This is a genomic window from Streptomyces sp. NBC_01384 (assembly GCF_045040035.1).
In the GTDB taxonomy this organism is placed as follows: domain Bacteria; phylum Actinomycetota; class Actinomycetes; order Streptomycetales; family Streptomycetaceae; genus Streptomyces.
Genome location: NZ_CP109559.1, coordinates 6,714,341 through 6,739,610, shown reverse-complemented (window position 1 = coordinate 6,739,610; position 25,270 = coordinate 6,714,341). Strand labels below are relative to the sequence as shown.

Sequence of the window (25,270 nt, the reverse complement as noted above, 5' to 3'; positions counted from 1 at the left end):
CGCCCGCACCCGACAAACGAACCGTTGGAACTACTCCGCGGCCGGCAACGCGGCGCGCGGCCGCTGCCACCCCCGCGACCCCCGGGCCAGCAACCACGCCGTGGCCTCCTCGGGAGGCATCGCCGCCGCGACCAGCCACCCCTGCACCGCGTCGCACCCCAGATCCCGCAACCGCTCCCACGTCTCGTCGTCCTCGACACCCTCCGCCACGACGAGCAGACCCAGTGAGTGCGCGAGATCGACGGTGCAGCGCACGATCTCCGCGTCCTCGTTGTCCACGGCGAGCCGTGCGACGAAGGACCGGTCGATCTTCAGCTCGCTCACCGGCAGTCGGCGCAGATGCACCAGCGAGGAGTACCCCGTACCGAAGTCGTCCAGCGACATCTTCACGCCGTGCCCGGTCAGCCCGGCCAGCGTGTCCGCGGCCCGCTGCGGGTCCTCGAGGAGCACATGCTCCGTTATCTCCAGCTGCAACGCCCCCGCCGGAACCCCGTGCCGGGCGAGCCGCGCGGCGACCGAGCCCGCGAAACCGGGGGTGTGGACGTCCCGCGGGGACACGTTCACCGCGACCGGTACGCGCAGTCCCTGCGCCCGCCACCGCGCGACCTGCGCGAGCGCCGTCTCCAGCACGTACTCGGTGAGGTGCGGCATCAGTCCGGACGACTCGGCGATCGCTATGAACTCGTCCGGCGGCACCTTCCCCCGCTCGGGATGCACCCAGCGGACCAGCGCCTCGAGCCCGGCCACCTGTCCGTCGAAGCGGACCTTGGGCTGGTAGTGCAGTTCCACGTCACCGGCGTCCAGCGCCCGGCGCAGGTCACCGAGCAGGCCGAGCCGGTCCGGTGTGTTCGAGTCCCGCTTGGACTCGTACACCTCCACCCCCGTACGGTCCCGCTTCGCCTGATACATCGCCACGTCCGCCCGCCGCAGCAGCCCCTCCGCGTCGAGCGCGTGGTCGGGGAAGACGGCGAGCCCGGCGCTGGCCTCCAGGACGAGGGTGAGTCCGTCGAGGTCGAGCGGCGAGCCGAGGGCCGCGACGAGATTGCGGGCGACCCGCGTGGCCGACGTGGTGGAGTCGGCGACGGGCAGTAACACGGCGAACTCGTCCCCGCCGAGCCGCGCGGCCTCCGCCCCGCGCGGCAACGCCAGCCGCAGCCGGTCGGCTATTTGGAGGAGCAGTCGGTCTCCGGCGAGGTGCCCCAACGTGTCATTGACGGAACGGAAGCGGTCGAGGTCGATCAGCATCAGGGCCGCACGCGCACCGATGCGCTCGGCATCGTCCAGAGCCGTCCAGGTGCGTTCGAGCAGCCATTGCCGGTTGGGCAACCCGGTCAGCGGATCGCGCAGCTGCTCCTCGGCCCGTATCCGGGCGATCCACAGCGTGGAGTCGAGTGCGATCAGCGGGATCGAGAACAGCGGCAGCAGCATCGGCTGCCCGACCGCGACGACACAGATCAGCGGCGCGATGCCGAGCAGCGCGACGGCGACGAGTCCTTGTCTGACCAGCGCCGTGCGGGTGGCGGTCGGCAGACCGCCGGTGCCGGGCACATGGAGGTACCAGAGCAGCACGCGGGTGACCGCGAGATACGCGGTCGCGACCAGCACCACCTCGGGTGCTGCGTAGTAGTTCCAGCTCTCCGGGTTCCAGGGCGTCTCGACGGACGGCACCCGCCCGAACATGGCGAGGACCAGCGCTCCGGCGCCGATGCCGAGGATGTCGACCGCGCCGTGCAACACCCCCTGGCGCCAGCGGCCTCGGCGCGCGGCACCCACCAGCACGACGACGGTCAGGCTGACCATCCCGGCGGGCACCCAGCCGTACAGCAGCAGGACCGCGAGGGTGAGCGCGGCGCCGGAGCCCGTGCCGCCCCACCAGCGGGCGCGTCCGAGCGCGACCAGATGGCCGACGATGATGCCGGTCAGCAACGCCAGCGACCAGCCGGCCGCGCCGGACGGGAAGAGCGCGTGGTTTCCGCTGAACGCCCGGTAGAAGCCGGCGCCGAGGACGAACGCGGCCGCCCCGACGACCGCCGCGGGCAGCGCGGGCCAGGAGATGCGCCGTTCGGGATCGTGGCCGGACGGGCCGGCGCCGCGCTCGGCGGTGAACCTGCCGACGCCCGGAGCGGGGGCGGTGAGGGGTGGTACGGAGCCCTGCGCGCCCGCGCCGGGGCGCTGCGATGTCCGCTCCGTCCGGAGGCCCGCCATCCACGCGCCGGTCATCCGGCGCAGGCGCAGCCGTGAGTCCGGGGCGGCGCTCTCGGTCGGTTCCATTCCCGTCCCTCTCACAGCCGGCGGTGCCCACGCCACGCGGCCCGTTGCCGGCGACAACTGCCAACGGCACCGCGTCTGAAAACTCTTCCCCAGACTCTTGAGGAGCAGGGGATGCGCCAACCGCAGCCGGGCACGGCAGGCGTACACCTCAACAGTAGGCCGCAGAAGGCTTCCACGGGCAGCGGTCGGCGACGGTTGCCCGTTTGCGACCCGGCCACCCGTATGCATCTGATATGCGCCGAACGGGTGGCCTTCAACCGCTACTCCCCGGTCGGAAGCGCAACTTCCGCGGCCGCTTCCGGTCCCTGTTCGAGGAGAACGGCGAACCCGTCCTCGTTCAGAACCGGCACCTTCAGCTGCATCGCCTTGTCGTACTTCGAGCCAGGATTGTCGCCCACCACCACGAAAGACGTCTTCTTCGAGACGGAACCAGTCACTTTCGCTCCCCGGCTCTGCAAGGCCTCCTTCGCGCCGTCCCGTGTGTGGTGTTCGAGTGTGCCGGTGACGACGACGGTGAGTCCTTCGAGCGGACGCGGGCCCTCGTCCTCGCCGGAGCGCTCGTCCTCCATTCGGACGCCCGCCGCCCGCCACTTGCGGATGATCTCGCGGTGCCAGTCCTCGGCGAACCACTCCTTGAGCGAGGCCGCGATGATCTCGCCGACCCCGTCGGTGGTGGCGAGCTCCTTCTCGGTGGCCTGGTCGATCCGGTCGATCGAGCGGAACTCACGCGCGAGCGCCTCGGCCGCGACCGGCCCGACATGACGGATCGACAGACCGGTCAGGATCCGGGCGAGCGGGCGCTCCTTGGCGGCCGCGATGTTGTCCAGCATCGCGATCGCGTTCTTCTTGGGCTCGCCCTGCTGGTTGGCGAAGACCGTGGCGATCTTCTCCTCGCCCGTCTTCGGGTCGCGCTTGGGCAGACCGCTGTCCTGGTCGAGGACGTACGCCTTGATGGGCAGCAACTGCTCGATGGTGAGGTCGAAAAGGTCGCCCTCGTCCGCCAGCGGCGGTTCGGCGGGCTCCAGCGGCTTGGTGAGGGCCGCCGCCGCCACGTACCCGAAGTGCTCGATGTCGAGTGCCTTGCGGCCCGCGAGGTAGAAGAGACGCTCGCGCAGCTGGGCCGGGCACGAGCGCGCGTTCGGGCAGCGCAGGTCGACGTCGCCCTCCTTCATCGGCCGCAGCGGCGTACCGCACTCGGGGCACTCGGCGGGCATCACGAACTCGCGCTCGCTGCCGTCGCGCAGATCGACGACCGGGCCGAGGATCTCCGGGATGACCTCACCGGCCTTGCGCAGCACCACCGTGTCCCCGATGAGGACGCCCTTGGCCTTCACCACGTCCTGGTTGTGCAGGGTGGCGAACTCGACCTCCGAGCCGGCGACCTTGACCGGCTCGACCTGCGCGTACGGCGTGACACGGCCCGTACGGCCCACGCCGACCCGGATGTTGATGAGCTTGGTGTTGACCTCCTCGGGCGCGTACTTCCAGGCGATCGCCCAGCGCGGCGCGCGCGAGGTGGAGCCGAGACGGCCCTGCAGCGGGATCTCGTCGAGCTTGACGACCACCCCGTCGATCTCGTGCTCCACGGAGTGCCGGTTCTCCCCGTAGTACGCGATGAACTCCCGTACGCCGTCGAGGTCGTCGACCACCTTCGCGTACCGCGTGGTCGGCAGGCCCCAGGAGTGCAGCAGTTCGTACGCCTGGGAGAGGCGGGCGAGGCTCTCGAAGCCCTCCAGGGCGCCGATTCCGTGGACCACCATGTGCAGCGGGCGGGTGGCGGTGACGCGCGGGTCCTTCTGGCGCAGCGAACCCGCCGCCGCGTTGCGCGGGTTGGCGAAGGGCTTGTCACCGGCCTCCACCAGGCGGGCGTTGAGCTCCTCGAACTTCTCCATCGGGAAGTAGATCTCGCCGCGGATCTCCACCAGATCCGGGACGCGGTCACCCTTGAGGCGGTCCGGAATCTCCGCGATCGTCCGCACATTGGGCGTGATGTCCTCGCCTGTACGGCCGTCGCCGCGGGTCGCCGCGCGGGTGAGACGGCCGTGCTCGTAGGTGAGGTTGACCGCGAGGCCGTCGACCTTCAGCTCGCACAGGAAGTGGTAGTCCGAGGTGCCCACGTCCTTGGCGATGCGCTCGGCCCAGGCGGCGAGCTCCAGGTCGCTGAAGGCGTTGTCCAGCGAGAGCATGCGTGAGCGGTGCTGGACGGACGTGAACTCGGTCTTGTACGCGCCCGCGACCTTCTGGGTCGGGGAGTCGGGGGTGCGCAGCTCGGGGTACCGCTCCTCCAGCACCTCCAACGAGCGCAGCAGCTGGTCGAACTCCGCGTCGCTGACGACCGGCTGGTCCTTCACGTAGTACCGGAAGCGGTGCTCCTCGATCTGCTCAGCGAGCTGCGCGTGCTGCTCCCGTGCCTCGGCGGGCAGGGAATTGGGCTGTGCGTCCTTGTCGCCGGCCACCGTGTTGTCCTCCCGTTACTCTGGGTTGTCCGCGAGGGATCTCGCCGCCCTGGCGCAGTGGGCGAGCGCCCGGCGCGCGTACTGCGGGGAAGCCCCCGCGAGTCCGCACGACGGAGTGACCGTGACCGCCTCCGCGAGAAGTCCCGGATGCAGCCCCAGCCTGCGCCACAGCGTCCTGACACCCATGACGCTACCGGCAGGGTCTGACAATGGGCCGTCCGTGCCGGGGATGACACCGGCGAAGAGCCTCGTCCCCCCTTCCACCGCTTCCCCGATCGCATCGTCGTCACGCTCAGTCAGCAGCGAGAAGTCGAACGAGATCGCCGCGGCGCCCGCCCGGCGCAGCAGCGCGAACGGCACGTCGGGCGCGCACGAGTGCACCACGACCGGGCCGTCCGCGTGCACCCCCACGACGTCCCGCAGCGTCGACTCCACCAGCTGCCGGTCGACGGCGCGATGCGTGCGGTAGCCACTGGCGGACTTCACCTGGCCGCGCAGCACGGCGATGAGCGAGGGCTCGTCGAGCTGCAGGACGACCTGGGCGCCCGGCACCCGGCGCCGTACCTCGTCGAGATGCGTGCGCAGCCCCTCCGCGAGCGAACCGGCGAGGTCCCGGCAGGCGCCGGGGTCGGAGAGAGCCACCTCACCGCCCCGCAGCTCCAGCGCGGCGGCCAGCGTCCAGGGGCCCACGGCCTGCACCTTCAGCGGCCCCTCGTACCCCTGGGTGAACTCCTCCAGCGCGTCGAGGTCTTCGCCCAGCCACGACCTGGCCCGCTTGGTGTCCCGCCCCGGCCGGTCCCCGATCCGCCAGCCGCTGGGCTCCACGCGCGCGTAGAGGTCGACGAGCATCCCGGCGGTGCGCCCGATCATGTCCGCGCCCGGGCCGCGTGCGGGCAGTTCGGGAAGGTACGGGAAGTCCTCGAAGGACCCGGCCACCGTCTTGGCGGCCTCGTGGGCGTCCCCGCCCGGCATGGATCCGACCCCGGTCGCGGGGCCCCAGGTGAAGCTCATCGTCCCGGCCGCACGGTCAGGTCGTTGACCTCCGCGTCGCGCGGCAGGTCGATGGCCATCAGGATGGTGGTCGCGACGGACTCCGGGTCGATCCACTTCGAGGCGTCGTACTCCTTGCCCTCCTGCTGGTGGACCTTCGCCTGCATGGGGCTCGCCGTCCGGCCGGGGTAGACCGAGGTCACCCGGACGCCGTTCGCGTGCTCCTCCTGGCGCAGGGAGTCCGCGAGGGCCTTCAGACCGTGCTTGGAGGCGGCGTACGCGGACCAGTCGGCGCCGGCGTTGAGGCCGGCGCCGGAGTTCACGAACACCACGTGGCCCTGGGCTACGCGGAGCTGGGGCAGGAAGTGGCGGGTCAGCTCGGCGGGGGCGATCAGGTTGACGTTGAGCTGGTGGCGCCAGGACTTGGGGGTCAGCTCGCCGACCGGGCCGAGGTCGACCACGCCCGCGATGTGCAGGAGCGAGTCGACGCGGTCGGGGAGCGTCTGGTGCGAGAACGCCCAGGAGAGCTTGTCGGGGTCCGCCAGGTCGCCGACCAGGGTCTTCGCCCCGGGGAACTCGGCCGCGAGCTCCTTCGCGCGGCCCGCGTCGCGCGCGTGCAGCACGAGCTCGTCCCCGCGCGCGTGCAGACGGCGGGCGACGGCCGCGCCGATGCCGGAGCCCGCCCCGGTGATCACATGTGTAGCCATGGACGCCATGCTCGCATCACTGGGTGCCCAGACTCTCCTCCAGGTAGGCCAGCGCCCCCACCGGCTCCTCGGCGAAGAACACCAGGTCGGTGAGCGGGCGCGGCAGGAAGCCCTCGGCCTCCATGCGCCGGAACTGCTCCTTGAGGCCGTCGTAGAAGCCCGCCGTGTTGAGCAGGACCACCGGCTTCTCGGTCTTCCCGTGCTTCTTCAGCTCCAGGATCTCGGTCGCCTCGTCGAGCGTCCCCGTACCACCGACCATGATCACCACCGCGTCGGCCTTCTCCAGGAGCAGCGCCTTTCGCTCCGCGAGATCCCGCGCGATCACCATCTCGTCGGCACCCGCCCGCGCCTTTGCCGCCAGGAAGTCCACGGAGACGCCCAGCAGCCGCCCGCCCGCCTCCTGCACGCCGTCGGCGACCACCTTCATCAGCCCGACGTCGGAGCCGCCCCACACCAGGGTGTGGCCGCCCTTGCCGAGGAGCTCGGCGAACTCCCGGGCGGGGCGCGTGTAGCGGTCGTCGAGCTCGGCGGCGGAGAGGAACACGCAGATATTCATGTGCCTACGGTACGAGGGAAGAACCCGGGTCCCGCGTGCGCTGTCCAAGTATGGCTAATGGACACACGATCACGATCGAACAGGGCACGGAGCGGGTACGCGTCGTGCACGGCGACCAGGTCCTGGCGGAGAGCGACCGGCCCCTGGTGCTGCGCGAGACCGGCTGTCCCGTGCGCTATTACCTCCCGGCCGAGGACGTCCGCCTGGACCTGCTGACGGCCTCCGACACCCACACGCACTGCCCCTTCAAGGGCGATGCGTCCTACTGGTCACTGCCCGACGCTCCCGACCTCGTCTGGGCCTACCCCGACCCCAAGCCGGATGTCGCCCAGATCAAGGACCACTTCTGCTTCTACGAAGTCGAAGTGGCGTAACCGCTGCAAAGTGATGCCAACTCTGGACGTTCAGCCAGGGCTGGCAGTCCCTGAAGATCTCGGCGAGGCGGGCTTGGCTGCTCCGTCGAGACGGTTCTGATACTGCGGGTCGCCAAGGATGTCGCCGCTCGTATTCGTCCCGGGTGCCGCAGTGGGATCGACGAACCACTCCCGTCCGAGAAGGAGTCCGAATATCGGTGAGGGCAGGCGGACCAGCACGCGGAATATCGGTGCCGCCCGGCCCTTGCCGTAAACCTGCGATCGGTGAGCAGCAAGAGCGGCACGTTTTTGCGGGGCGAAGCGCCGGACGTCGACTCGGTGGGTGATCGCCGATCGGAGGCTGTAGCCAGTGCGTACGACCTGTGGGTCGTAGCGGATCGGGAGCCGGAGGAAACGCAGTAACCGGAACGCTCGGTATACGGGCTCTCGCGGGAGTGTGGCCTCCAGCACGCGGGGAGTGGCAGCCAGTTGAGCGGCTCGGGCGCCTACATCGTGGACCTTCACGTGGTCTCGGTGTCCGTAGCCGCCCTGGGCGTCGTAGCTGAGCAGGACATCCGCCTGCTCCTCGCGGAGCAACTCAGCGAGCTTTGACGCGGCCGCGTCGATGTCCGCGCGGGCAAAGCGCACCCGGTCCGTCGGGTCCGGAAACAGCAGCGGGCCGTGACCACTGTTGGCGTACCCCAGATGCGCCACGCGAGCGACACCCAGCACCGCGGCGCTGGCCCTCAGTTCGTCCAGGCGCGCGCAACCGTCACCGCCCGTCGCCTCGCCCATGACCCCGTCGCAGGCCACGACTATGACCACACGGTTGCCCTCTGCGGCCAATCGCGCCAAGGTGCCCCCGGTGAGCAGGACCTCATCATCCGGATGGGCGTGAAAGGCCAGTATCGTCGCCACACCGACCATACTGACAGGCGCGCATCACCGACGCGGCGGCAGCGACCGCATGCACTTCAAGTGCCGGCCCTCGGCGATTCGTCCCCGATCGCCTGAGGCAGGACACGATCCCTTGGAATCAATCGTCTACTAGGCGTCGACGGTCGCCCGCGCCGTCGTAGCGATCGTCGCCGACCCCACCACCCGCGTGCCGTCGTACAGGACGATCGCCTGGCCGGGGGCGACCCCGCGGACCGGCTCGGTGAACGTGACCTCGAGCTCGCCGTCGACCAGCTCGGCCGCCACCTCCGTCTCGCCGCCGTGGGCGCGGAGCTGGGCGGTGTAGGTGCCCGGGCCGGTGGGGGCGGCGCCGCACCAGCGGGGCTTGATCGCGGTCAGGGCGCCGACGTCCAGGGAGGCCGCCGGGCCCACCGTCACCGTGTTGTTCACCGGCGAGATGTCCAGGACGTAGCGCGGCTTGCCGTCCGCGGCCGGGGTGCCGATGCGCAGCCCCTTGCGCTGGCCGATCGTGAAGCCGAACGCGCCCTCGTGGGAGCCGATGACCGCCCCGGACTCGTCGACGATGTCGCCCTCCGCCTTGCCGAGGCGGCCGGCCAGGAAGCCCTGGGTGTCGCCGTCGGCGATGAAGCAGATGTCGTGCGAGTCGGGCTTCTTGGCGACCGCCAGGCCCCGGCGCTCGGCCTCCGCGCGGATCTCGTCCTTCGTCGTCACCGTGTCGCCCAGCGGGAACAGCGCGTGCGCGAGCTGGCGGTCGTCCAGGACGCCGAGCACATACGACTGGTCCTTGGCCATGTCGGAGGCGCGGTGCAGCTCGCGCGTGCCGTCCTCGTTCACGATCACCTTGGCGTAGTGGCCCGTGCAGACCGCGTCGAAGCCGAGCGCCAGCGCCTTGTCGAGCAGGGCGGCGAACTTGATCTTCTCGTTGCAGCGCAGGCACGGGTTCGGGGTGCGCCCGGCCTCGTACTCGGCGATGAAGTCCTCGACCACGTCCTCGCGGAAGCGCTCGGCGAGGTCCCACACGTAGAACGGGATGCCGATGACGTCAGCGGCGCGGCGGGCGTCGCGCGAGTCCTCGATGGTGCAACAGCCCCGCGCGCCCGTGCGGAACGATTGCGGGTTGGCGGAGAGCGCGAGGTGCACGCCGGTCACGTCGTGGCCGGCTTCCGCGGCGCGGGCGGCGGCGACGGCGGAGTCCACGCCGCCGGACATGGCGGCGAGGACGCGGAGGGGGCGGGGGCGCTGCGAGGTCTCAGTCATAGCCCCTCCAGAGTACGGGGCCGCGGGAACCGAAGCCCGCGGGTATCCGTTGAAGATCGCAACGGGGAGCGCTGGGGGACGGACGGGGGCGGACGCGATGAGTGAGGCCGCAGAGACCGTAGAAACAGCAGAGACGACAGGGACCACCGAGGCGGCAGGGGCCACGGAGACCGTGGGGGCCGCGGAGGGGACCCAGAAGCGCAAGGGCCGGGACCGTGACCGGCGAGTCGGGCGGCGGACGCTGCTGATCGGCGGGGCGGCGGCCGCCGTGGGCACGGCGGTGCTCGCGCGGGGCGAGCTCGGGCACCTGTGGTGGCGGCTGCCGGGTGTGGAGAAGCCGCGGGTGGAGGGTGCGGTCGACTTCCGGGGCGCACAGTGGGTGGCCGCCTCCTCGGCGAACTGGCGGCGGGCGGACCGGCCCGACGACTACGGGATAGACCGAGTGGTCATCCATGTCACCCAGGGCAGCTACCGCAGCGCCGTCAAGGCCTTCCAGGACCCGGGGCACGGCGCTGCCGCGCACTACATCGTCCGCAAGGACGGGCACATCACCCAGATGATCCGCGAGCTGGACGTGGCGTTCCACGCGGGGAACCGGGGGTACAACGAGCGGAGCGTCGGCATAGAGCACGAGGGCTTCGTCGAGCGCGCCTCCTCGTTCACGGACGCCATGTACGAGGCGTCGGCGCGGCTGACCGCCACGATATGCGGGCGGTACGGCATCCCCGTCGACCGTGAGCACATCATCGGGCACGTCGAGGTGCCCGGCACGGACCACACGGATCCCGGGCGGTACTGGGACTGGGACCGGTACATACGGCTCGTGCGGCAGGCGCGCACAACCGCCACGTAGGTGTTGGAAAGCGCTTTCGAAGCGCGGTCACAGGCAGCGGCGCCGAGGCCTCAGGTCACCGAATCGTGATGCTGTGAGGCACGTCCGGGACGCGTGTGTCCGTTGCGTCCCGTGCGGCCGCCGTGACCAGCAACACATCAACTCCCCTTTTTCTCAGGGAAGTTGATCCTGAATTTAAGTCATCGGATTTCACAGCGAAGACGGCGTTCTCCTAAGTCGGCCCCATTCATTACACAGCCCTTAGGTCGAGAGTCCACCGCCATGACGCACTCCACGCAGCCCGCTTCCGACGCGGGCAAGGACAAGGGCCAGTCCAAGACCAAGGGCAAGGGCATGCACCGCCGCAAGTTCCTCGGCGGGATGGCGGGGGCGGGCCTCGCGGCGGTGACCGCCGGCGGCACCGCCATCGCTTTGCTGACGAACGCGACGCAGAACAAGGCGCACGCCGCGGGCACCACGCTGACCATCCCCGACCTCTTGGAGGGGACCACCACGGACGGCACCACGACGTTCACCCTGGAGGCGAAGGCCGGCACCAGCGAGGTGCTCAGCGGTGTGACCAGCACCACCGCGGGCTACAACCAGTCGTTCCTCGGCCCCACCATGAAGTGGACCTCCGGCGACAAGGTCCTGCTGAACATCACCAACAGCCTCACCGAGGCCACCACCGTCCACTTCCACGGCGCGCACGTCCCGCCCAGCATGGACGGCGGCCCGCAGAACGCCTTCGCCGCGGGGAAGACGTGGTCGCCCACCTTCACGGTCAAGGACGAGGCCAAGACGCTCTGGTACCACCCGCACGCCCTGGGGACCACGGCGAAGCAGGCCACCCACGGCCTGGCGGGCATGATCATCGTCGAGGACGACTCCACCGCGTCCGCGGCCCTGCCCAGCACCTACGGCACCGACGACATCCCGATCATCCTGCAGTGTCTGGCCACCGACAGCGCCGGAGACATCAAGTACAACCTGACCGGCTACCTCACCAACGGCCTGAGCTTCCCGCTGCTGTGCAACGGCACGAACGTCGACGACACCACGCTCTCCTTCACCGCCACCAAGAAGCGCACCCGCTTCCGGCTGCTCAACGCCTCACCGTCCGACATCATCACCGTCCAGCGCAGCGACGGCGGGACGCTCACCCAGATCGCCACCGACCAGGGGTATCTGACCGAGGCCACCGAGGTGGCGTCGATCCGGCTGGTGGCGGGCGCGCGCGCCGAGTTCGTGATGGAGCTCAGCGACGCGGTCACCCTGGAGGCCGTGGTGACGACGGGCTGGGTGCGCGGCGGCAGCGGCACCTACGAGTTCCTGACCGTCACCCCGGACACCTCGGACACCCCGGCGACCCTGCCGACCCTCAACACCATCACCCGCTACGACACCAGCGCCTTCACCGCCCGGACGATCACGCTCGGCCAGAGCGGCACAACGATGACGATCAACGGCTCCGCCGGGACGAGCATGTCCTCGATGGCGACGATCAGCACCACCTTGGGCGCCGAGGAGGTGTGGACGGTCAAGAACAGCACGCAGCTTGAACACTCGTTCCATCTGCATGATGTGCCGTTCCAGCTGATCTCCATCAACGGGGCGGATCCGACGGGCGTCCAGCTGGGCTGGTACGACACGTTCGAAGTGGTCGGCGGCGGCACCATCAAGATCGCGATGAAGTTCACCGACTTCTCGGACGACACCTATATGTACATGCTCCACTGCCATCTGCTGCAGCACGAGGACGAGGGCATGATGGCCGCCCTCATGGTGGCGGCCAGCTAGGTTCCGTCCGGCCCGGCGGGTGGGCGCGGGGATGTCAGGTCAGGCCTGCCGTCCGCGCCCGCTCCACCGCCGGGCCGATCGCCTTGGCCACGGCCTCGACGTCCGCCTCCGTGGAGGTGTGGCCGAGGGAGAAGCGCAGGGTGCCGCGGGCCAGGTCGGGGTCGGCGCCGGTGGCCAGCAGGACGTGGCTGGGCTGGGCGACGCCGGCCGTGCACGCGGAGCCCGTGGAGCACTCGATGCCCTGGGCGTCCAGCAGGAGCAGCAGGGAGTCGCCCTCGCAGCCGGGGAACGTGAAGTGAGCGTTGGCGGGCAGTCGGCCCGCGGGGTCGGGGTCGCCGCCGAGGATCGCGTCGGGCACGGCCGTACGGACGGCGTCGACCAGGTCGTCGCGCAGAGCGCCGATCTCCCGGGCGAACCACTCGCGCTGCTCGGTGGCGAGCCGTCCGGCGACCGCGAACGAGGCGATGGCGGGCACGTCGAGCGTGCCGGAGCGCACATGCCGCTCCTGGCCGCCGCCGTGCAGGACGGGTACGGGGGTGTACTCGCGGCCCAGCAGCAGCGCGCCGATGCCGTACGGGCCGCCGATCTTGTGTCCGGAGACGGTCATCGCGGCGAGGCCGGAAGCGGCGAAGCCGACGGGGACCTGGCCGAAGGCCTGGACGGCGTCGGCGTGCAGCGGGATGCCGAACTCTGCGGTGACGTCGGCCAGTTCGCGGACCGCCATCACCGTGCCGATCTCGTTGTTGGCCCACATGACGGTGGCGAGGGCGACGTCGTCGGGGTCCCGGGCGATGGCCTCCCGCAGGGCGTCCGGGTGGACGCGGCCGTAGGAGTCGACGGGCAGGTACTCGACCGTGGCGCCCTCGTGTTCACCGAGCCAGTGGACGGCGTCGAGGACGGCGTGGTGCTCCACGGGGCTCGCGAGGACGCGGGTGCGGGCCGGGTCGGCGGCGCGGCGGGCCCAGTACAGGCCCTTGACGGCGAGGTTGTCGGCCTCGGTGCCGCCGGAGGTGAAGACGACCTCGCTGGGGCGGGCGCCGAGTGCCTCCGCCAGGGTTTCGCGGGCTTCCTCGACCGTCCGCCGGGCGCGGCGGCCGGCGGCGTGGAGGGAGGAGGCGTTGCCCGTGAGGCTCAGCTGGGCGGTCAGCGCCTCTACCGCCTCGGGGAGCATCGGAGTGGTCGCGGCGTGGTCGAGGTAAGCCATGATGGGCCCGATTCTACGGGCCGCCGGTCGACGGCCTCAGCCCACGTCGGTCCACGGCCTCGACCTCGGTCTGTCCACGGCCTCGACCCCGGTCGGGCAGCCGCCGACCCGCCCCTCGTTCGCCGGTGTCCGGTGGATCGAAGGCCTCGTTCAGCGGTGGCTCAGAAGCTCCAGGACACCGTGCTGTCGAACTGCATGAACGCCACCAGGACCAGAAGATCGGCGATGCCGAGGCCCAGGCCGAGGAAGGCGCGGCCGCGGCGGGCGGTGCCGCGCCAGAGGGCGACGGAGGCGAGGACGATGGCGATCGGGCCCAGGAAGACGTTCAGAACCAGCAGGCCGAGGAGGCCGAGGATGAAGGAGGCGACGGCCATCCCGTCAGCGTCCCGGACCTCGGCCCTGCGGGTGGGGGTAGGGGTGTAGGTGGGGATGGGGGTGGCGGTGAGGTCGGTGCGCTCGGTGAGTTGCATGACGTGGGTCAGCTCCCTACGGGTCCCAGCAGTCAGTGGGTGGAGGTGTGGCGCCGACGGGCGTTGCGCTCGCGGACGGCGAAGATGCCCAGCCAGACGGCGATGACGACCGCGGCGACGAGGGTGACGGGCAGCGGGGCGTGGGCCACGGAGCCCATGACGACACCCAGCAGCAGAAGGGCGGCGACGAGGAACAACATGAGGTGCCTCTCGACGGTGAACCCCGAATGTTTCGGGGACTTGACGACTCAGTGAACGATTGTAGTAACACTCGTTCACTGACTCTTGAGTCTAACGCGTCGCGCGGCTTTTCAATTCCAGAGAACAGTTGTTAACTGCATGGCATGAGTCACACTCTCGGCATCCGCCAGGTCCAGAAGCAGAAGACCCGACAGGCGCTCCTGGACGCGGCGTTGGAGCTGCTGGAGGAACAGAGCCTGAGCAGCCTGGGTCTGCGCGAGGTCACCCGCGCCGTCGGAGTCGCCCCGACCGCCTTCTACCGGCACTTCCGCTCGACGGCGGACCTCGGCGTGGCACTGGTCGAGGAGGCGCTCGGCAGCCTGCACCCGATGATCGGGGACACGGTCCTCGCGGCCGGCGACAGCGGCGAACGCATCGAGCGCGCGGTCGACCTGATCGCCCACCATGTCGAGACGCACCCCGCGCACGTCCGTTTCATCGCGCGCGAGCGGCACGGTGGCGTCCAGGCGGTGCGGCAGGCGATCCGGGAGCAACTGGAGCGCTTCGCCGAGGAGGTGAAGGTCGAGCTGGCCAAACACCCCGAGTCGAAGGGGTGGAGCGACGACGATCTGCTGATGCTCGCGGGCCTGTACGTCGACCAGATGCTCATGACGGCCTCGCAGTACCTGGAGGCGCTGGAGGCGTCGCAGGAGGAGCGGGAGCGGGTGGCCCGCGTGGCGGCCCGGCAGATGCTGCTGATCAGCATCGGCCGCCGCAACTGGCTGGGGTGACGCAATCTGGCTGGGGTGACGCAACTGGATAGGTTGACGCAACCGGCTGGAGTGACGCACCCGGATGGGGTGACGCACCCGTTCATCGAGTACGCCACCCCTGAGAGCGCTGAGACCGGCTCAGCCCTGCGCGGCCGGCTGCCCCTGACCCTGCTGGCCGCCACCACCCGGGCCGCCGCCACAGCCGCTCTGCCCGCCACCGCCCGGACCACCGGACGGCATGCCCGAGGGACCCCCGGACGGCATCTTGCCGGTGGGCATGTTCGACGGCGTCCCGGAGGGCGAGCCCGTGGGCATACCGGAGCGCCCACCGGTCGGCATGCCCGACGGACCTCCGCTCGGCATGCCGGAGGGCCGCCGACAGTTCTGGCTCGCGTTGCCGCTGTTCGAGGACGAGGACGAGGACGAGGACGACGACGAGTCACCCGAACCACAGGCCGCCAGCAGCGGCGAGAGCGCCAGCAGGGCGACGGCGGGGACGAGTCGGGCACGACGGTTCATGAGGTAACTCCCAGTCAAGTCGCATGGACCGGTTGATGAAGACCGGATGAGTGCGGGATGAGTGGTGCACAGAGGACCAGATCCACGTAGGGCCGCGCTGTGCCGAACCTGTGGTTACCTGTGGGTCAGCTTCCCTCGCGCGGGCCGCGGTCCCCGCCGTACACGGCGCCGATCGCGGCCGCCGCCCCGGCCAGTTCCGCCCGCACCTCCGGCGGCGACACCACCTCCACCGTGTCCGCGAAGGCCAGCAGCGTGCGGGCCTCGCGGACGACGCCGTACGACAGGTGCGCGAGCACCCACTCGCTCTCCCCGTCGTCCTCCGGGAGCGCCGTGAGGGAGGCCGCGTTGAGGCGCAGGAACATGTCGAGGCGGGAGCGTCGTACCCGAACTGTGACATCGAGACCACCCGGACGCTCCTCGACCTGGCGCCGCAACACCTCCCAGACGGCTCCGAGTTCGACGCCCGGGCGCCGCTTCACCGGATCGCTCAGGAGTGTCGCCGACTGCACCCGGTCGGCGCGGAAGAGCCGCGGCCCGCCGCGCCGGTCGGCGACGAGGTACCAGACGCCCGCCTTGGACACGAGCCCGTACGGGTCGACGGTGTAGGTGCTGGGCTCGGTGTGCCCGCCGTGCCGGTAGCGCAGCCGCAGCCGCCGGTCGGCGAAGACCGCGTCCTGCAGCACCTCCAGGTCGACCGCCCGCTGCGGGCCGCCCTTCCAGCGCGTCGCGTCGACGAGGATGCGGCGGCTGGTCACCTCGGCGGCCGGGCGGTACGGCGCCGGCAGCGCGGCCATCACCTTGCGCAGCGCGGAGCCGAGCGCCGCGTCCAGGCCGAGTGCGGCGTGCGCGCCCTGCGCGGCCAGGATGAACAGCGCGCGGGACTCGTCGGCGGTCAGCCCCGTGACGTCCGTACGGAATCCGGCGAGCAGTTCGATGCCGCCGTGCCGCCCGCGCTCGGCGTACACCGGGACGCCGGAGGCCGACAGGGCCTCGATGTCGCGGTAGATGGTGCGCACCGACACCTCCAGGCGGTCGGCGAGTTCGTGCGCGGGGACGCGGCCGCGGGTCTGCAGCAGCAGAAGGATCGAGAGCAGGCGGTCGGACTTCACGCGCCCAGGATCGCGCACCCCCGATCACACCCACCGGGAGTCCTCGAAAAAAGCTGACGGAAACTGTCAGGTTATGCGGCGAGCCTGAGCGCACCGAATCGACGAGAAGTACGAGAAGCAGAAGAGGCCCGCCATGACCCCCGCCATGAACATCGACCCCCGCCCCCTCTACACCCGCGCCGCCGAGCAGATCGCCGCGCTGGTCAGGACGGTTCGGCCGGAGCAGCTCGCCGGTCCCACCCCGTGTGCCGAGTTCGACGTACGGACCCTGCTGTCGCACATCGCGGGCGGTACCCGCCGGATCGCCGTGGTCGGCGCGGGCGGTGACGGGATGGCCGTACAGCCGTATCTCGACGGCGTGCCGGACGACGGCTGGAGCGCGGCGTACGAAGAGGTCAGGACGGAGGTGCGGAAGGCCTGGGCGGACGAGGCGCGCCTGGACGCCCTCGTCACTGTGCCGTGGGGCGAGGTCCCCGGACGTATCGCCCTGTCGGGGTACGTGATGGAGGCCGTCACCCACACGTGGGATCTCTCCGAGGCTCTCGGGCGGCCGTTCGCACTCGATCCGGAGCCGGCCGAGTTCGCGCTCGCCATCGCCCGCCGCGTGCTGCCCGAAGAGCAGCGCGAGGACCCCGAGGACGGCGAGGAGCTGCCGTTCGGCTCCGTGCTGCCGGCCCCCGAGGGGGCCGACGTCTACGGGCGGCTCGCGGCCTACCTCGGCCGGCGGCAGCTCAGCTGAGCCGGGCCCGGGCGAGCTGTCGGGACTGCGCGACCAGTCGGTCCGCGCTGTCCCACACCTCGGCGTCCTCCTCCAGGAAGCCGCCGGCGAGGTTGCGGGTGGTGATCGACACCCGCAGCGGACCGGGCGCCGGACGGCAGCGCACATGGACCGTCAGTTCGACCGTCGGCACCCAGCCGGACAGTCCGATCTCGAAGGCGGTGGGCGGCAGCGCGTCGACCGCGAGGAGCAGCGAGAGGGGGTCGGGGTCGCGGCCGTCGGCGAGCCCGAACCAGGACCGCATCTCACCCTTCCCGGACGGCGCCCCGAGGGCCCAGCCCAGGGTCGACGGGTCGAGCTTGAGCATCAGCCGCTCGGTGATGGCGGAGCTGCCGTCGACGGGGGCCGGTCCGTCCTCCGGCCCGAAGCAGTGCTCCATGGGCGGGATCACGGGCGGCGTCGCCGTGGTGCGGACGTCGTCGGGCAGGGCGTCGAGATCGCCGTACGAGGCGAGCACCCGGATCCGTTCGACCTCGCGGCCCTCGTCGTCGTACTGGAAGAGCGAGGCCTGGCCGGTCGACAGGGTCCGCCCCGTCCGGACGACATCCGTGCGGACCACCGCGGGGCCGGGTTGCGACGCGGTCAGGTAGTGCGCGGAGATGGTGAACGGGTCGGGGTGCGGCAGGGCGTGCCGGAGGGCGCGGCCGAGGACGGCCAGCAGATAGCCGCCGTTGACGGCGCTGATGATGGTCCATCCGGCGGACAGGTCGATGTCGTAGACGCCGGATTCGCGCAGGGTGACCGCGGTGTCGCGGTCGAACTCGCTGTCACCGATCGTGGCTCGCGCGGCCTGCGCGGTAGCTGCTTCTGACATGCCTGAACGGTACAACAAGAAATTACTAAGCAGTAGCTTTTTCTGTTTCACGCAGGTGACATCCGCCGTGCCGAGGGTGAGCATTCGGCAATTTCTCAGTAAGTGTCCGCACTCTTCCGTGAACCAACGGCTTCGGATGCCCCTCTCAAGGGACATAGAACCCGATGCAGCTGCAGAACCCGATCCAGCCCGTCACAGGAAGAGCCGCACACACCGTGAGCCTCACCGGAACGCCGTTCCTCCTCACCACGATCGTCCTGGTCGCGGTCGCCCTCGCCCTTCCCCTCGTGCTGTGGTCGCGCATCCCCGGCCCCGCGCCGGTGCGCAGCGCGGCCCGGATGCTGATGCTGCTGTTCGCCCAGGGCACGGCGATCACACTCGTCTTCGTGCTCGTGAACAACGCCAACAGCCTGTACGACAACTGGTCGGACCTCATCGGCACGGGCAACCACGTACGGGCGGCCGCCGACCTCGGCCGGGACGGCACCGGCGGTGTCTCGGTGAGTCGACTGCCCAAGGTCCATCAGTCGTTCTCGCTGGCCGACGGCCCCGGTATGCACCAGGCGGGCGGGGTGCGCGTCACCCAGTTGCACGGCCAGGTGTCGGGCGTCGACGCCGAGGTCTACGTATGGCTGCCCCCGCAGTACAACGAACCCGCCTACCGCAACCGGAAGTTCCCCGTCGTGGAGCTGCTGCCCGGCTATCCGGGCTCGGCGAAGGCATGGTTCGGGTCCATGAAGGTGCATGAGCAGTTGCTGCCGCTGATGCGCGACGGGCAGGTCGCACCGTTCATCCTGGTGGCGCCGCGCACCACGCTGCTGGCCAAGGTGGACACGGGCTGCGCGAACGTCGCCGGCAAGGTGAACGCCGACAGCTGGCTCAGCATCGACGTGCCGAAGATGGTGACGGACAACTTCCGGGCGAAGTCCGGGCCGGACGGCTGGGGGGTGGCCGGGTACTCGGCGGGGGCGCACTGCGCGACCAAGCTCGCGGTCGCCCACCCCGACCGCTACCGGGCCGCGGTGAGCATGTCCGGCTACAACGACCCGATCGGCGAACGCAATTCGCTCGCCGCAGAGACCGTCGCGCTGCGGCGGCAGAACAACCCCTTCCTGCTGCTCAAGGCCTACCGCACCCCGCCGCACGTCGCGCTCTACCTCTCCGGCGAGGCCCGCGACGGCTACCAGGCGGCCGCGGCGCTGCAGTCGATCGCGAAATCGCCGACGACCGTGCAGGTGGTGCTGCTGCCGCGGAGCGCCGGGGGCCACAACATGGCCCTGTGGCGGCCGCAGGTCCCGGAGGTGTTCCGCTGGCTGACCCAGCAGATCGGGCCCGGCGCCCGCGCTAAGGAGTCTCAGCCTCCGTCGCCGTCGAGCGGCGATTCCAAGCACGCGGCGCTCGCCAGTGGAAGCGCATCGCGAGCAGCCTCAGGACGAAAGCGGTGACGGCGGCGAGCCCGCTGGTGAAGGGGGTCAGCGCGTCGTAGCGGATGCACAGGACCACCATCGTGGCGCCGACGATCGCTGGGACCGCGTACAGATCGCGGTCCCAGCGCAGCAGTGAGGGCACCTCGTTGGCGAGAACGTCGCGCAGCACACCGCCGCCGACCGCGGTGGCCAGGCCCAGGGCGGCGGAGGCGGTCAGGCCGAGCCCGTACTCGTACGCCTTCGTGGTGCCCGCGACGCAGAACAGGCCGAGCCCGGCCGCGTCGAAGATGTTGACGCCGACCTGGATCCGCTCCACCTCGGGGTGGAGGAAGAACACCAGCAGGGCGGCGAGCAGCGGGGTGCTGAAGTAGCCGAGGTCGGTGAACGCGGCCGGGGGTACGGCCCCGATGACCAGGTCCCGGAACAGCCCTCCGCCCAGCGCGGTGACCTCGGCGAGGACGGCGATGCCGAAGACGTCGAAGTTCTTGCGGACGGCCAGCAGCGCGCCGGAGATCGCGAAGACGAAGATCCCCACGAGGTCGAGCACATGCTGGACGGAGGGGCTGAACAGGTTCTCGAACACCCGGACATTCTCACCTGTCACGGGTCGTGCGCCTTGCGAAGAAAGGCCTTCAGGCGGCCCGCACGATTACAGGGCGGGTTTCCCCGTGGTGAACAGCCAGGTCTGGAAGAGGTCGTCGAGTTGCTGCCCCGAGACCTTCTCGGCCAGCTTGATGAAGTCGGCGGTGTTGGCGTTGCCGTACTTGTGGAGCTTCGTCCAGGCGGGCAGCAGCTTGAAGAACGCGGTGTCGCCGATGCGCTCGCGCAGCATCTGGAGGGTCATCGCGCCGCGCTGGTAGACCGCCGAGGAGAACATGGTGTCGCGCTGCGGGTCGGCGACCACGGTCTGCCAGAAGGCGGCGTCCGCGGGCCTCGCGTTGTACCCGGCGAGGAAGGAGTCGTGCGCCGAGCGGATGCCCTTGTGCTCGGACCACAGCCACTGGGCGTAGGTCGCGAAGCCCTCGTTCAGCCAGATGTCCTTCCAGCGCTCCACCGAGACGGAGTCGCCGAACCACTGGTGGGCCAGCTCGTGCACGATGGTCGACTCCGAGCGCACGGCGGAGTAGGCGGGCTTCGACTGCACCTCCAGCGAGAACCCGGCCTCCGGCATGTCGTCGACGATCGCGCCCGTCTCCTCGAAGGGGTAGGGCCCGAAGACCTGCGACCAGTAGTCGGTGGCCTCGGCCGTGACGGCGTACACGTCGACGCTGTTGCTGTTCGCGAGCACCGGGTCGATGGCGACGTAGATGGGGGTCCCGGCCGGGGTCGTCCCCGTCTTCACGTCGAACTTCCCGATGGTCGCGGTCGCGAGATAGGTCGCCATCGGCCTGCTCTCGCGCCAGTGCGTGACGGTCTGCTCGCCCTTGTCGTACGTCGAGACCAGCCGGCCGTTGGAGACGCCGGTCAGACCCTTGGGTGCCTTGATCCGGATGTCGTAGGTGGCCTTGTCGGAGGGGTGGTCGCTGGATGGGAACCAGGTGGAGGCGGCGTTGGGCTCGCAGGCGACGAAGACGCCGTCGGTGGTCTTCATCCACCCGTAGTCGGAGCCGAAGACGATGGGGCCGTTGAGGGCTTCGGGGACACCGCCGTAGGTGACGGTGACGGTGAAGGTCCTGCCCTTGGGGAGCGCGCCGTGCGGGGTGATGTGGATCTCGTCCCCGTCGCGCGTGAAGTCGGCGCGTCTGCCGTTCACTTCGACGCGGGTGACCTCCAGCTTCTGGAGGTCGAGGTCGAAGGAGGAGAGGGACTGGGTGGCGCGGGCCGTGAGCGTCGTCCGGCCGTCGAGGCGGGCGGTGTCCGGGTTGTACGCCACGTCCAGGTCGTAGTGGCGGGCGTCGAAGCCGCCGTTGCCGAGCTGGGGGAAGTAGGAGTCGCCGATGCCGTCGGCGCCCGGGCTCGGGGCGGATGAGGCGGCGATGACGAGGAAGGAGGCCGCCGCGGTGGCGAGGGCCCCTAAACGTGCCGAACGGGAGAGTGCCATGAGCGTCCCTTTCGTACGTGTTCCGATCGTTCCCGATCAGTTGGACACGCGAGACTCTGCACTCTCCCGTTCGGGCATGTTCATGACTTTGCCCAATCGTCATGGCCTACTTGTCAGTTGACTCCTGACCATCGGCTTCCGCGGGCGCCTGGGCGGCGGGCTTGGCGGAGGCAGACTTGTCGCCTCCGGCGGGGGCATCACCGGCCGCGACTTCGTCGCCTGCGGCGGGTTCGTCACCGGCCGCGGACTCGTCAGCTGCGGGCCCGTCGCCTGCGGCGGGGGCTTCCGCTTCCGCGGGCTCTTCGCCTGCGGCAGCCTCGTCCGCTGCCGCGGAGGCGTCCGCTTCGTCCGCGGCGGTCTCGTCCGCCGTCTCAGGCTCGTCGGCGGCCTCGGCCGCTTCCTCCGGTTCCGTGGTCGAAGCGGTTGCGGCGGGCGTGTCCGTCGCCGTCACCGGCTCCTGGGCCTTGGGGGTCTTGGACGTCTCGGGGGTCTCAGCAACCTCCAAAGCCTCCTCAGCCGCGGGAGTCTCCTCAGCCGCAGCCCCCTCCTCCGCGGATGCGCCCTCCGCCCGGACCGCTTCCGGTACCAGCTCGATGGCCTCCTTGGCGGCGGAGAGCAGGACCACGTCCTGCGGAGCCTGGTCCTCCGCGTTCTCCGGGTGGTGGCAGGCGACCTGCTGGCCGGGCTTCAGCTCCAGGAGCGGCGGCTCGGTCGTCTTGCAGATCTGCGTCGCCTTCCAGCACCGCGTGTGGAAGCGGCAGCCGCTCGGCGGCGAGATCGGCGAGGGTACGTCGCCCCTGAGGAGGATGCGCTCGCTCTTGGTGTTGCGCCGCGCCGGGTCCGGGATCGGCACCGCGGACATCAGCGCCTTGGTGTACGGGTGCATCGGCGCGGTGTAGAGCGAGTCGCGGTCGGCGAGTTCCACGATCTTGCCGAGGTACATCACCGCGATCCGGTCCGAGACGTGCCGGACGACCGACAGGTCGTGCGCGATGATCACGTACGTCAGGCCGAGCTCCTGCTGCAGGTCGTCGAGGAGGTTGACGACCTGCGCCTGGATCGACACGTCGAGCGCCGACACCGGCTCGTCCGCGACGACCAGCTTCGGGTTGAGCGCGAGCGCACGGGCGATGCCGATGCGCTGGCGCTGACCGCCGGAGAACTCGTGCGGATAGCGGTTGTAGTGCTCGGGGTTGAGGCCGACGACCTCAAGCATCCGCTGCACTTCCTTCTTGATGCCGCCCTCGGGCTTGACGCCCTGCAGCTTGAAGGGAGCACTGACGATCGTGCCGATCGTGTGGCGCGGGTTCAGCGACGAGAACGGGTCTTGGAAGATCATCTGCACATCGCGGCGCAGCGGGCGCATGCCCCCGGTGCTGAGGTGCGTGATGTCCTTGCCCTGGAACTCGACCTTGCCACCGGTCGGTTCGAGCAGCCGCGTGACCAGCCGGCCCATCGTGGACTTGCCACAGCCGGACTCGCCCACCACACCCAGGGTCTCCCCCGCGCGCACCTCGAAGTCGATGCCGTCGACGGCGCGCACGGCGCCAACCTGGCGCCCCAGCAGGCCCTTCCGGATCGGGAAGTGCTTCTGCAGCCCGGTCACCTTGAGCAGGATCTCGCCGGGGGCGGGGTCCTTGGTGAGGGTCGCGCCACCGCTCTGTGCAGGGATGGTCACTGCTTTGTCCTCTGCGTTCTCACTCACAGCTTGGGCGCAATCTCTTCGATCCAGATCTTCTCGCGCTGCTCCTGCGTCATGTGGCAGGCGGCCCAGTGCGCGCTACCCACCTCGGTCAGCTCGGGGCGAACCGTGCGGGTGAGGTTGTCCTTGGGCAGGTCCGCGTACGGGCAGCGCGGGTTGAAGGCGCAGCCGGACGGGACGTTGATCAGCGAGGGCGGGGAGCCCTTGACCGGGATGAGGCGTTCGGTCTGCGCACGGTCCAGGCGCGGCATCGAGCCGAGCAGACCCCAGGTGTAGGGGTGCCGGGGCTCGTAGAACACCTTCTCGGCCGTACCGCGCTCGACGCAGCGGCCGCCGTACATCACCAGGATGTCGTCGGCCATCTCGGCGACCACGCCCAGGTCGTGGGTGATCATGATGACCGCGGAGCCGAACTCCTTCTGCAGATCCCGGATCAGGTCGAGGATCTGCGCCTGGACGGTGACGTCCAGGGCTGTGGTCGGCTCGTCGGCGATGAGCAGTTCGGGGTTGTTGACCAGTGCCATCGCGATCATCGCACGCTGGCGCATACCGCCGGAGAACTCGTGCGAGTAGTTGTCGACGCGCTTACCCGGCTCGGGGATGCCGACCCGGTCGAGCATCTCGATCGCGCGGGTCCGTGCCACCTTCTTGGTGACCTTGTGGTGGATGCGGTAGGCCTCGATGATCTGGGCGCCCACCGTGTAGTACGGGTGCATGGCCGACAGCGGATCCTGGAAGATCATCGCCATCTTCTTGCCGCGCAGCCGCCGTACATGGTCGGGGTCGGCGCCGATGAGCTCCTCGCCGTCCAGCCACACCTCGCCGGAGATCTTCGCCTTGGCGGTGTGATGCAGGCCCATGATGCCGAGCGAGGTGACCGACTTGCCGGAGCCGGACTCGCCCACGATGCCGAGGGTCTTGCCGGGCTTCACATCGAAGCTGACGCCGTCCACGGACTTCACCAGGCCGTCGTCGGTGTCGAAGTGGATGCGCAGGTCGCGTACCGAGAGGAAGGCCCCCTCGGTGTCGGCCGGCGGGGTCGCCACGGGCTCACCAACTGCGGCTCCGGTCTTGCTGAGTTCAGTCATGAGAGCCTCACCCGGGGATCGATGGCGGCGTACACCAGGTCCACCAGCAGATTGCAGACGACGATGAAGAAGGCGGCGACCAGGGTCACGCCCAGGACGATCGGCAGGTCGTTGTCCGAGACGCCCTTGACGGCGTAGAAGCCGAGGCCCTGGAAGGAGAAGACGTTCTCCGTGATGACGGCGCCGCCGATGAGCAGGCCGAAGTCCATGCCGAAGATGGTGACGATCGGCGTCAGCGCGGCCCGCAGACCGTGCTTGACGACCACCTTGGACTCGGGCAGGCCCTTCGCCCGGGCGGTCCGGATGTAGTCCTCGCTCATGGTCTCCAGCATCCCGGCCCGGGTGAGCCGGGCATAGAGCGCCGAGTAGAGGAACGCGAGAGAGCACCACGGGATCAGCAGGTTCCACGCCCACTCCGCCGGATTGTCGGTGAAGTTCACGTAGTTGATGCCGTTGCCCCAGATCGGCCACTGGACCGTGAAGACGCCCAGCGCCAGCAGGCCGGTGAAGAAGATCGGGAGGGAGACGCCGGCGAGGGCGACACCCATGAAGAAGCGGTCGAGGAAGGAGCCCCGCTTGAGCGCCGACAGGACGCCCGTCGCCACACCGGTGGTGACCCAGATGACCGCCGCACCGATGGCGAGCGAGAAGGTCACCGGGATGCGCTCGGTGATCTGCGGCCACACCTCGATGTGCGACTTGAAGGAGTAGCCGAAGCACGGCGCGGAGCAGTGCGAGGCGTCGGGGCCGAACTTGTAGTCCGCGCCCACGAAGATCTGCTTGATGAAGTGCCAGTACTGCTCGTAGAGCGGTTTGTCGAACCCGAGGTTCTGTTTCACCGCCTCGATGGACGCCTTGTTGGCGTCCTTGCCCACGTACTGGGCGGCCAGTTGGTCCATCGACTGCCCGGCGAGCCGGGGGACGAGGAAGAAAATCGCAAAGGTGACGGCGCTGACGATCAGCAGCAGCACCACAGCGCCAAACACGCGTCGGATGATGTACGCAGCCACAGCTGTCCGGCATCG

The 25,270-nt window shown here is 70.0% G+C and carries 24 protein-coding genes; 7 read left to right on the top strand and 17 right to left on the bottom strand.

Annotated features, from left to right (window positions below):
* Nucleotides 1–30 precede the first annotated feature (30 nt).
* From OG747_RS30960 to OG747_RS30940, 5 genes are all read right to left on the bottom strand, one after another.
* The gene (locus OG747_RS30960) at nt 31–2,271 is read right to left on the bottom strand and encodes a putative bifunctional diguanylate cyclase/phosphodiesterase (RefSeq protein WP_405882659.1); all 2,241 of its coding nucleotides are present in this window, start codon (nt 2,269–2,271) and stop codon (nt 31–33) included.
* Between the two features lie 260 nt (nt 2,272–2,531).
* Nucleotides 2,532–4,727, bottom strand: a complete 2,196-nt coding sequence (ligA, locus tag OG747_RS30955) for an NAD-dependent DNA ligase LigA (protein WP_405882658.1) — start codon at nt 4,725–4,727, stop codon at nt 2,532–2,534.
* A gap of 15 nt (nt 4,728–4,742) precedes the next feature.
* Nucleotides 4,743–5,738 (bottom strand): methionine synthase, encoded by a 996-nt coding sequence (locus tag OG747_RS30950; RefSeq protein ID WP_405882657.1) that lies wholly within the window; start codon nt 5,736–5,738, stop codon nt 4,743–4,745.
* Nucleotides 5,735–6,433 carry an SDR family oxidoreductase gene (locus tag OG747_RS30945; protein ID WP_405882656.1) on the bottom strand — a complete coding sequence of 233 codons (699 nt, stop codon included), beginning with the start codon at nt 6,431–6,433 and terminating at the stop codon, nt 5,735–5,737. Before OG747_RS30945 ends, OG747_RS30950 begins: the two co-directional genes overlap by 4 nt.
* Before the next feature lie 7 nt (nt 6,434–6,440).
* Nucleotides 6,441–6,980 (bottom strand): TIGR00730 family Rossman fold protein, encoded by a 540-nt coding sequence (locus tag OG747_RS30940; protein ID WP_405882655.1) that lies wholly within the window; start codon nt 6,978–6,980, stop codon nt 6,441–6,443.
* Nucleotides 6,981–7,030: 50 nt separating this feature from the next.
* On the opposite strand from OG747_RS30940, the gene OG747_RS30935 reads away from it, so the two are divergent.
* Entirely contained in the window at nt 7,031–7,354 is a 324-nt protein-coding gene (locus OG747_RS30935; RefSeq protein ID WP_405882654.1) for a DUF427 domain-containing protein, read from the top strand.
* A 30-nt stretch (nt 7,355–7,384) separates the two neighbouring features.
* Here the strand turns inward: OG747_RS30935 and OG747_RS30930 are convergent, their stop codons facing one another.
* Together OG747_RS30930 and mnmA are read right to left on the bottom strand one after the other, a co-directional pair.
* Nucleotides 7,385–8,251, bottom strand: a complete 867-nt coding sequence (locus tag OG747_RS30930; protein WP_405882653.1) for a PIG-L deacetylase family protein — start codon at nt 8,249–8,251, stop codon at nt 7,385–7,387.
* A gap of 129 nt (nt 8,252–8,380) precedes the next feature.
* Nucleotides 8,381–9,508, bottom strand: coding sequence for a tRNA 2-thiouridine(34) synthase MnmA (gene mnmA / locus OG747_RS30925; protein ID WP_405882652.1), 1,128 nt, complete (start codon nt 9,506–9,508; stop codon nt 8,381–8,383).
* Nucleotides 9,509–9,680: 172 nt separating this feature from the next.
* On the opposite strand from mnmA, the gene OG747_RS30920 reads away from it, so the two are divergent.
* Entirely contained in the window at nt 9,681–10,361 is a 681-nt protein-coding gene (locus tag OG747_RS30920) for an N-acetylmuramoyl-L-alanine amidase (RefSeq protein WP_405885771.1), read from the top strand.
* Nucleotides 10,362–10,622: 261 nt separating this feature from the next.
* Nucleotides 10,623–12,140 carry a multicopper oxidase family protein gene (locus OG747_RS30915; protein ID WP_405882651.1) on the top strand — a complete coding sequence of 506 codons (1,518 nt, stop codon included), beginning with the start codon at nt 10,623–10,625 and terminating at the stop codon, nt 12,138–12,140.
* Between the two features lie 34 nt (nt 12,141–12,174).
* Here OG747_RS30915 and OG747_RS30910 read toward each other — a convergent pair whose 3' ends face one another.
* The 3 genes from OG747_RS30910 to OG747_RS30900 form a co-directional block, all read right to left on the bottom strand.
* A complete protein-coding gene (locus tag OG747_RS30910) occupies nt 12,175–13,344 on the bottom strand; it encodes a cysteine desulfurase family protein (protein WP_405882650.1) in 1,170 nt (389 codons plus the stop codon).
* 161 nt (nt 13,345–13,505) lie between these two features.
* A complete protein-coding gene (locus OG747_RS30905) occupies nt 13,506–13,814 on the bottom strand; it encodes a DUF4190 domain-containing protein (RefSeq protein WP_405882649.1) in 309 nt (102 codons plus the stop codon).
* Between the two features lie 32 nt (nt 13,815–13,846).
* Nucleotides 13,847–14,014: a hypothetical protein gene (locus OG747_RS30900; protein WP_405882648.1), complete on the bottom strand. Its 168-nt coding sequence runs from the start codon at nt 14,012–14,014 to the stop codon at nt 13,847–13,849.
* 144 nt (nt 14,015–14,158) lie between these two features.
* Here OG747_RS30900 and OG747_RS30895 point away from each other — a divergent pair, with 144 nt between their 5' ends.
* Entirely contained in the window at nt 14,159–14,785 is a 627-nt protein-coding gene (locus OG747_RS30895) for a TetR family transcriptional regulator (RefSeq protein ID WP_405882647.1), read from the top strand.
* A gap of 220 nt (nt 14,786–15,005) precedes the next feature.
* A complete protein-coding gene (locus tag OG747_RS30890) occupies nt 15,006–15,293 on the top strand; it encodes a hypothetical protein (protein ID WP_405882646.1) in 288 nt (95 codons plus the stop codon).
* A 118-nt stretch (nt 15,294–15,411) separates the two neighbouring features.
* On the opposite strand, the gene OG747_RS30885 is transcribed toward OG747_RS30890, so the two are convergent.
* Nucleotides 15,412–16,395, bottom strand: coding sequence for a helix-turn-helix transcriptional regulator (locus tag OG747_RS30885; protein ID WP_405882644.1), 984 nt, complete (start codon nt 16,393–16,395; stop codon nt 15,412–15,414).
* Nucleotides 16,396–16,528: 133 nt separating this feature from the next.
* Between OG747_RS30885 and OG747_RS30880 the strand changes: the two genes are divergently transcribed.
* Nucleotides 16,529–17,134 carry a TIGR03086 family metal-binding protein gene (locus tag OG747_RS30880; RefSeq protein WP_405882642.1) on the top strand — a complete coding sequence of 202 codons (606 nt, stop codon included), beginning with the start codon at nt 16,529–16,531 and terminating at the stop codon, nt 17,132–17,134.
* On the opposite strand, the gene OG747_RS30875 is transcribed toward OG747_RS30880, so the two are convergent.
* Nucleotides 17,127–17,987: a thioesterase family protein gene (locus OG747_RS30875; RefSeq protein ID WP_405882641.1), complete on the bottom strand. Its 861-nt coding sequence runs from the start codon at nt 17,985–17,987 to the stop codon at nt 17,127–17,129. The genes OG747_RS30880 and OG747_RS30875 overlap by 8 nt on opposite strands.
* A gap of 215 nt (nt 17,988–18,202) precedes the next feature.
* Between OG747_RS30875 and OG747_RS30870 the strand changes: the two genes are divergently transcribed.
* Entirely contained in the window at nt 18,203–19,432 is a 1,230-nt protein-coding gene (locus tag OG747_RS30870; RefSeq protein ID WP_405885770.1) for an alpha/beta hydrolase, read from the top strand.
* Here OG747_RS30870 and OG747_RS30865 read toward each other — a convergent pair.
* The 5 genes from OG747_RS30865 to OG747_RS30845 all read right to left on the bottom strand — a co-directional run bounded on the left by OG747_RS30865 (nt 19,332) and on the right by OG747_RS30845 (nt 25,255).
* Nucleotides 19,332–19,997, bottom strand: a complete 666-nt coding sequence (locus OG747_RS30865; protein ID WP_405885768.1) for a trimeric intracellular cation channel family protein — start codon at nt 19,995–19,997, stop codon at nt 19,332–19,334. The two genes, OG747_RS30870 and OG747_RS30865, sit on opposite strands and share 101 nt — an antisense overlap.
* A 66-nt stretch (nt 19,998–20,063) precedes the next feature.
* Nucleotides 20,064–21,455, bottom strand: coding sequence for a M1 family metallopeptidase (locus tag OG747_RS30860; RefSeq protein WP_405882639.1), 1,392 nt, complete (start codon nt 21,453–21,455; stop codon nt 20,064–20,066).
* 106 nt (nt 21,456–21,561) lie between these two features.
* The gene (locus OG747_RS30855) at nt 21,562–23,133 is read right to left on the bottom strand and encodes an ABC transporter ATP-binding protein (RefSeq protein WP_405882638.1); all 1,572 of its coding nucleotides are present in this window, start codon (nt 23,131–23,133) and stop codon (nt 21,562–21,564) included.
* A 23-nt stretch (nt 23,134–23,156) separates the two neighbouring features.
* The gene (locus OG747_RS30850) at nt 23,157–24,245 is read right to left on the bottom strand and encodes an ABC transporter ATP-binding protein (RefSeq protein WP_405882637.1); all 1,089 of its coding nucleotides are present in this window, start codon (nt 24,243–24,245) and stop codon (nt 23,157–23,159) included.
* The gene (locus tag OG747_RS30845) at nt 24,242–25,255 is read right to left on the bottom strand and encodes an ABC transporter permease (protein WP_405882636.1); all 1,014 of its coding nucleotides are present in this window, start codon (nt 25,253–25,255) and stop codon (nt 24,242–24,244) included. The genes OG747_RS30850 and OG747_RS30845 overlap by 4 nt, the downstream gene beginning before the upstream one ends.
* Nucleotides 25,256–25,270: the final 15 nt, after the last annotated feature.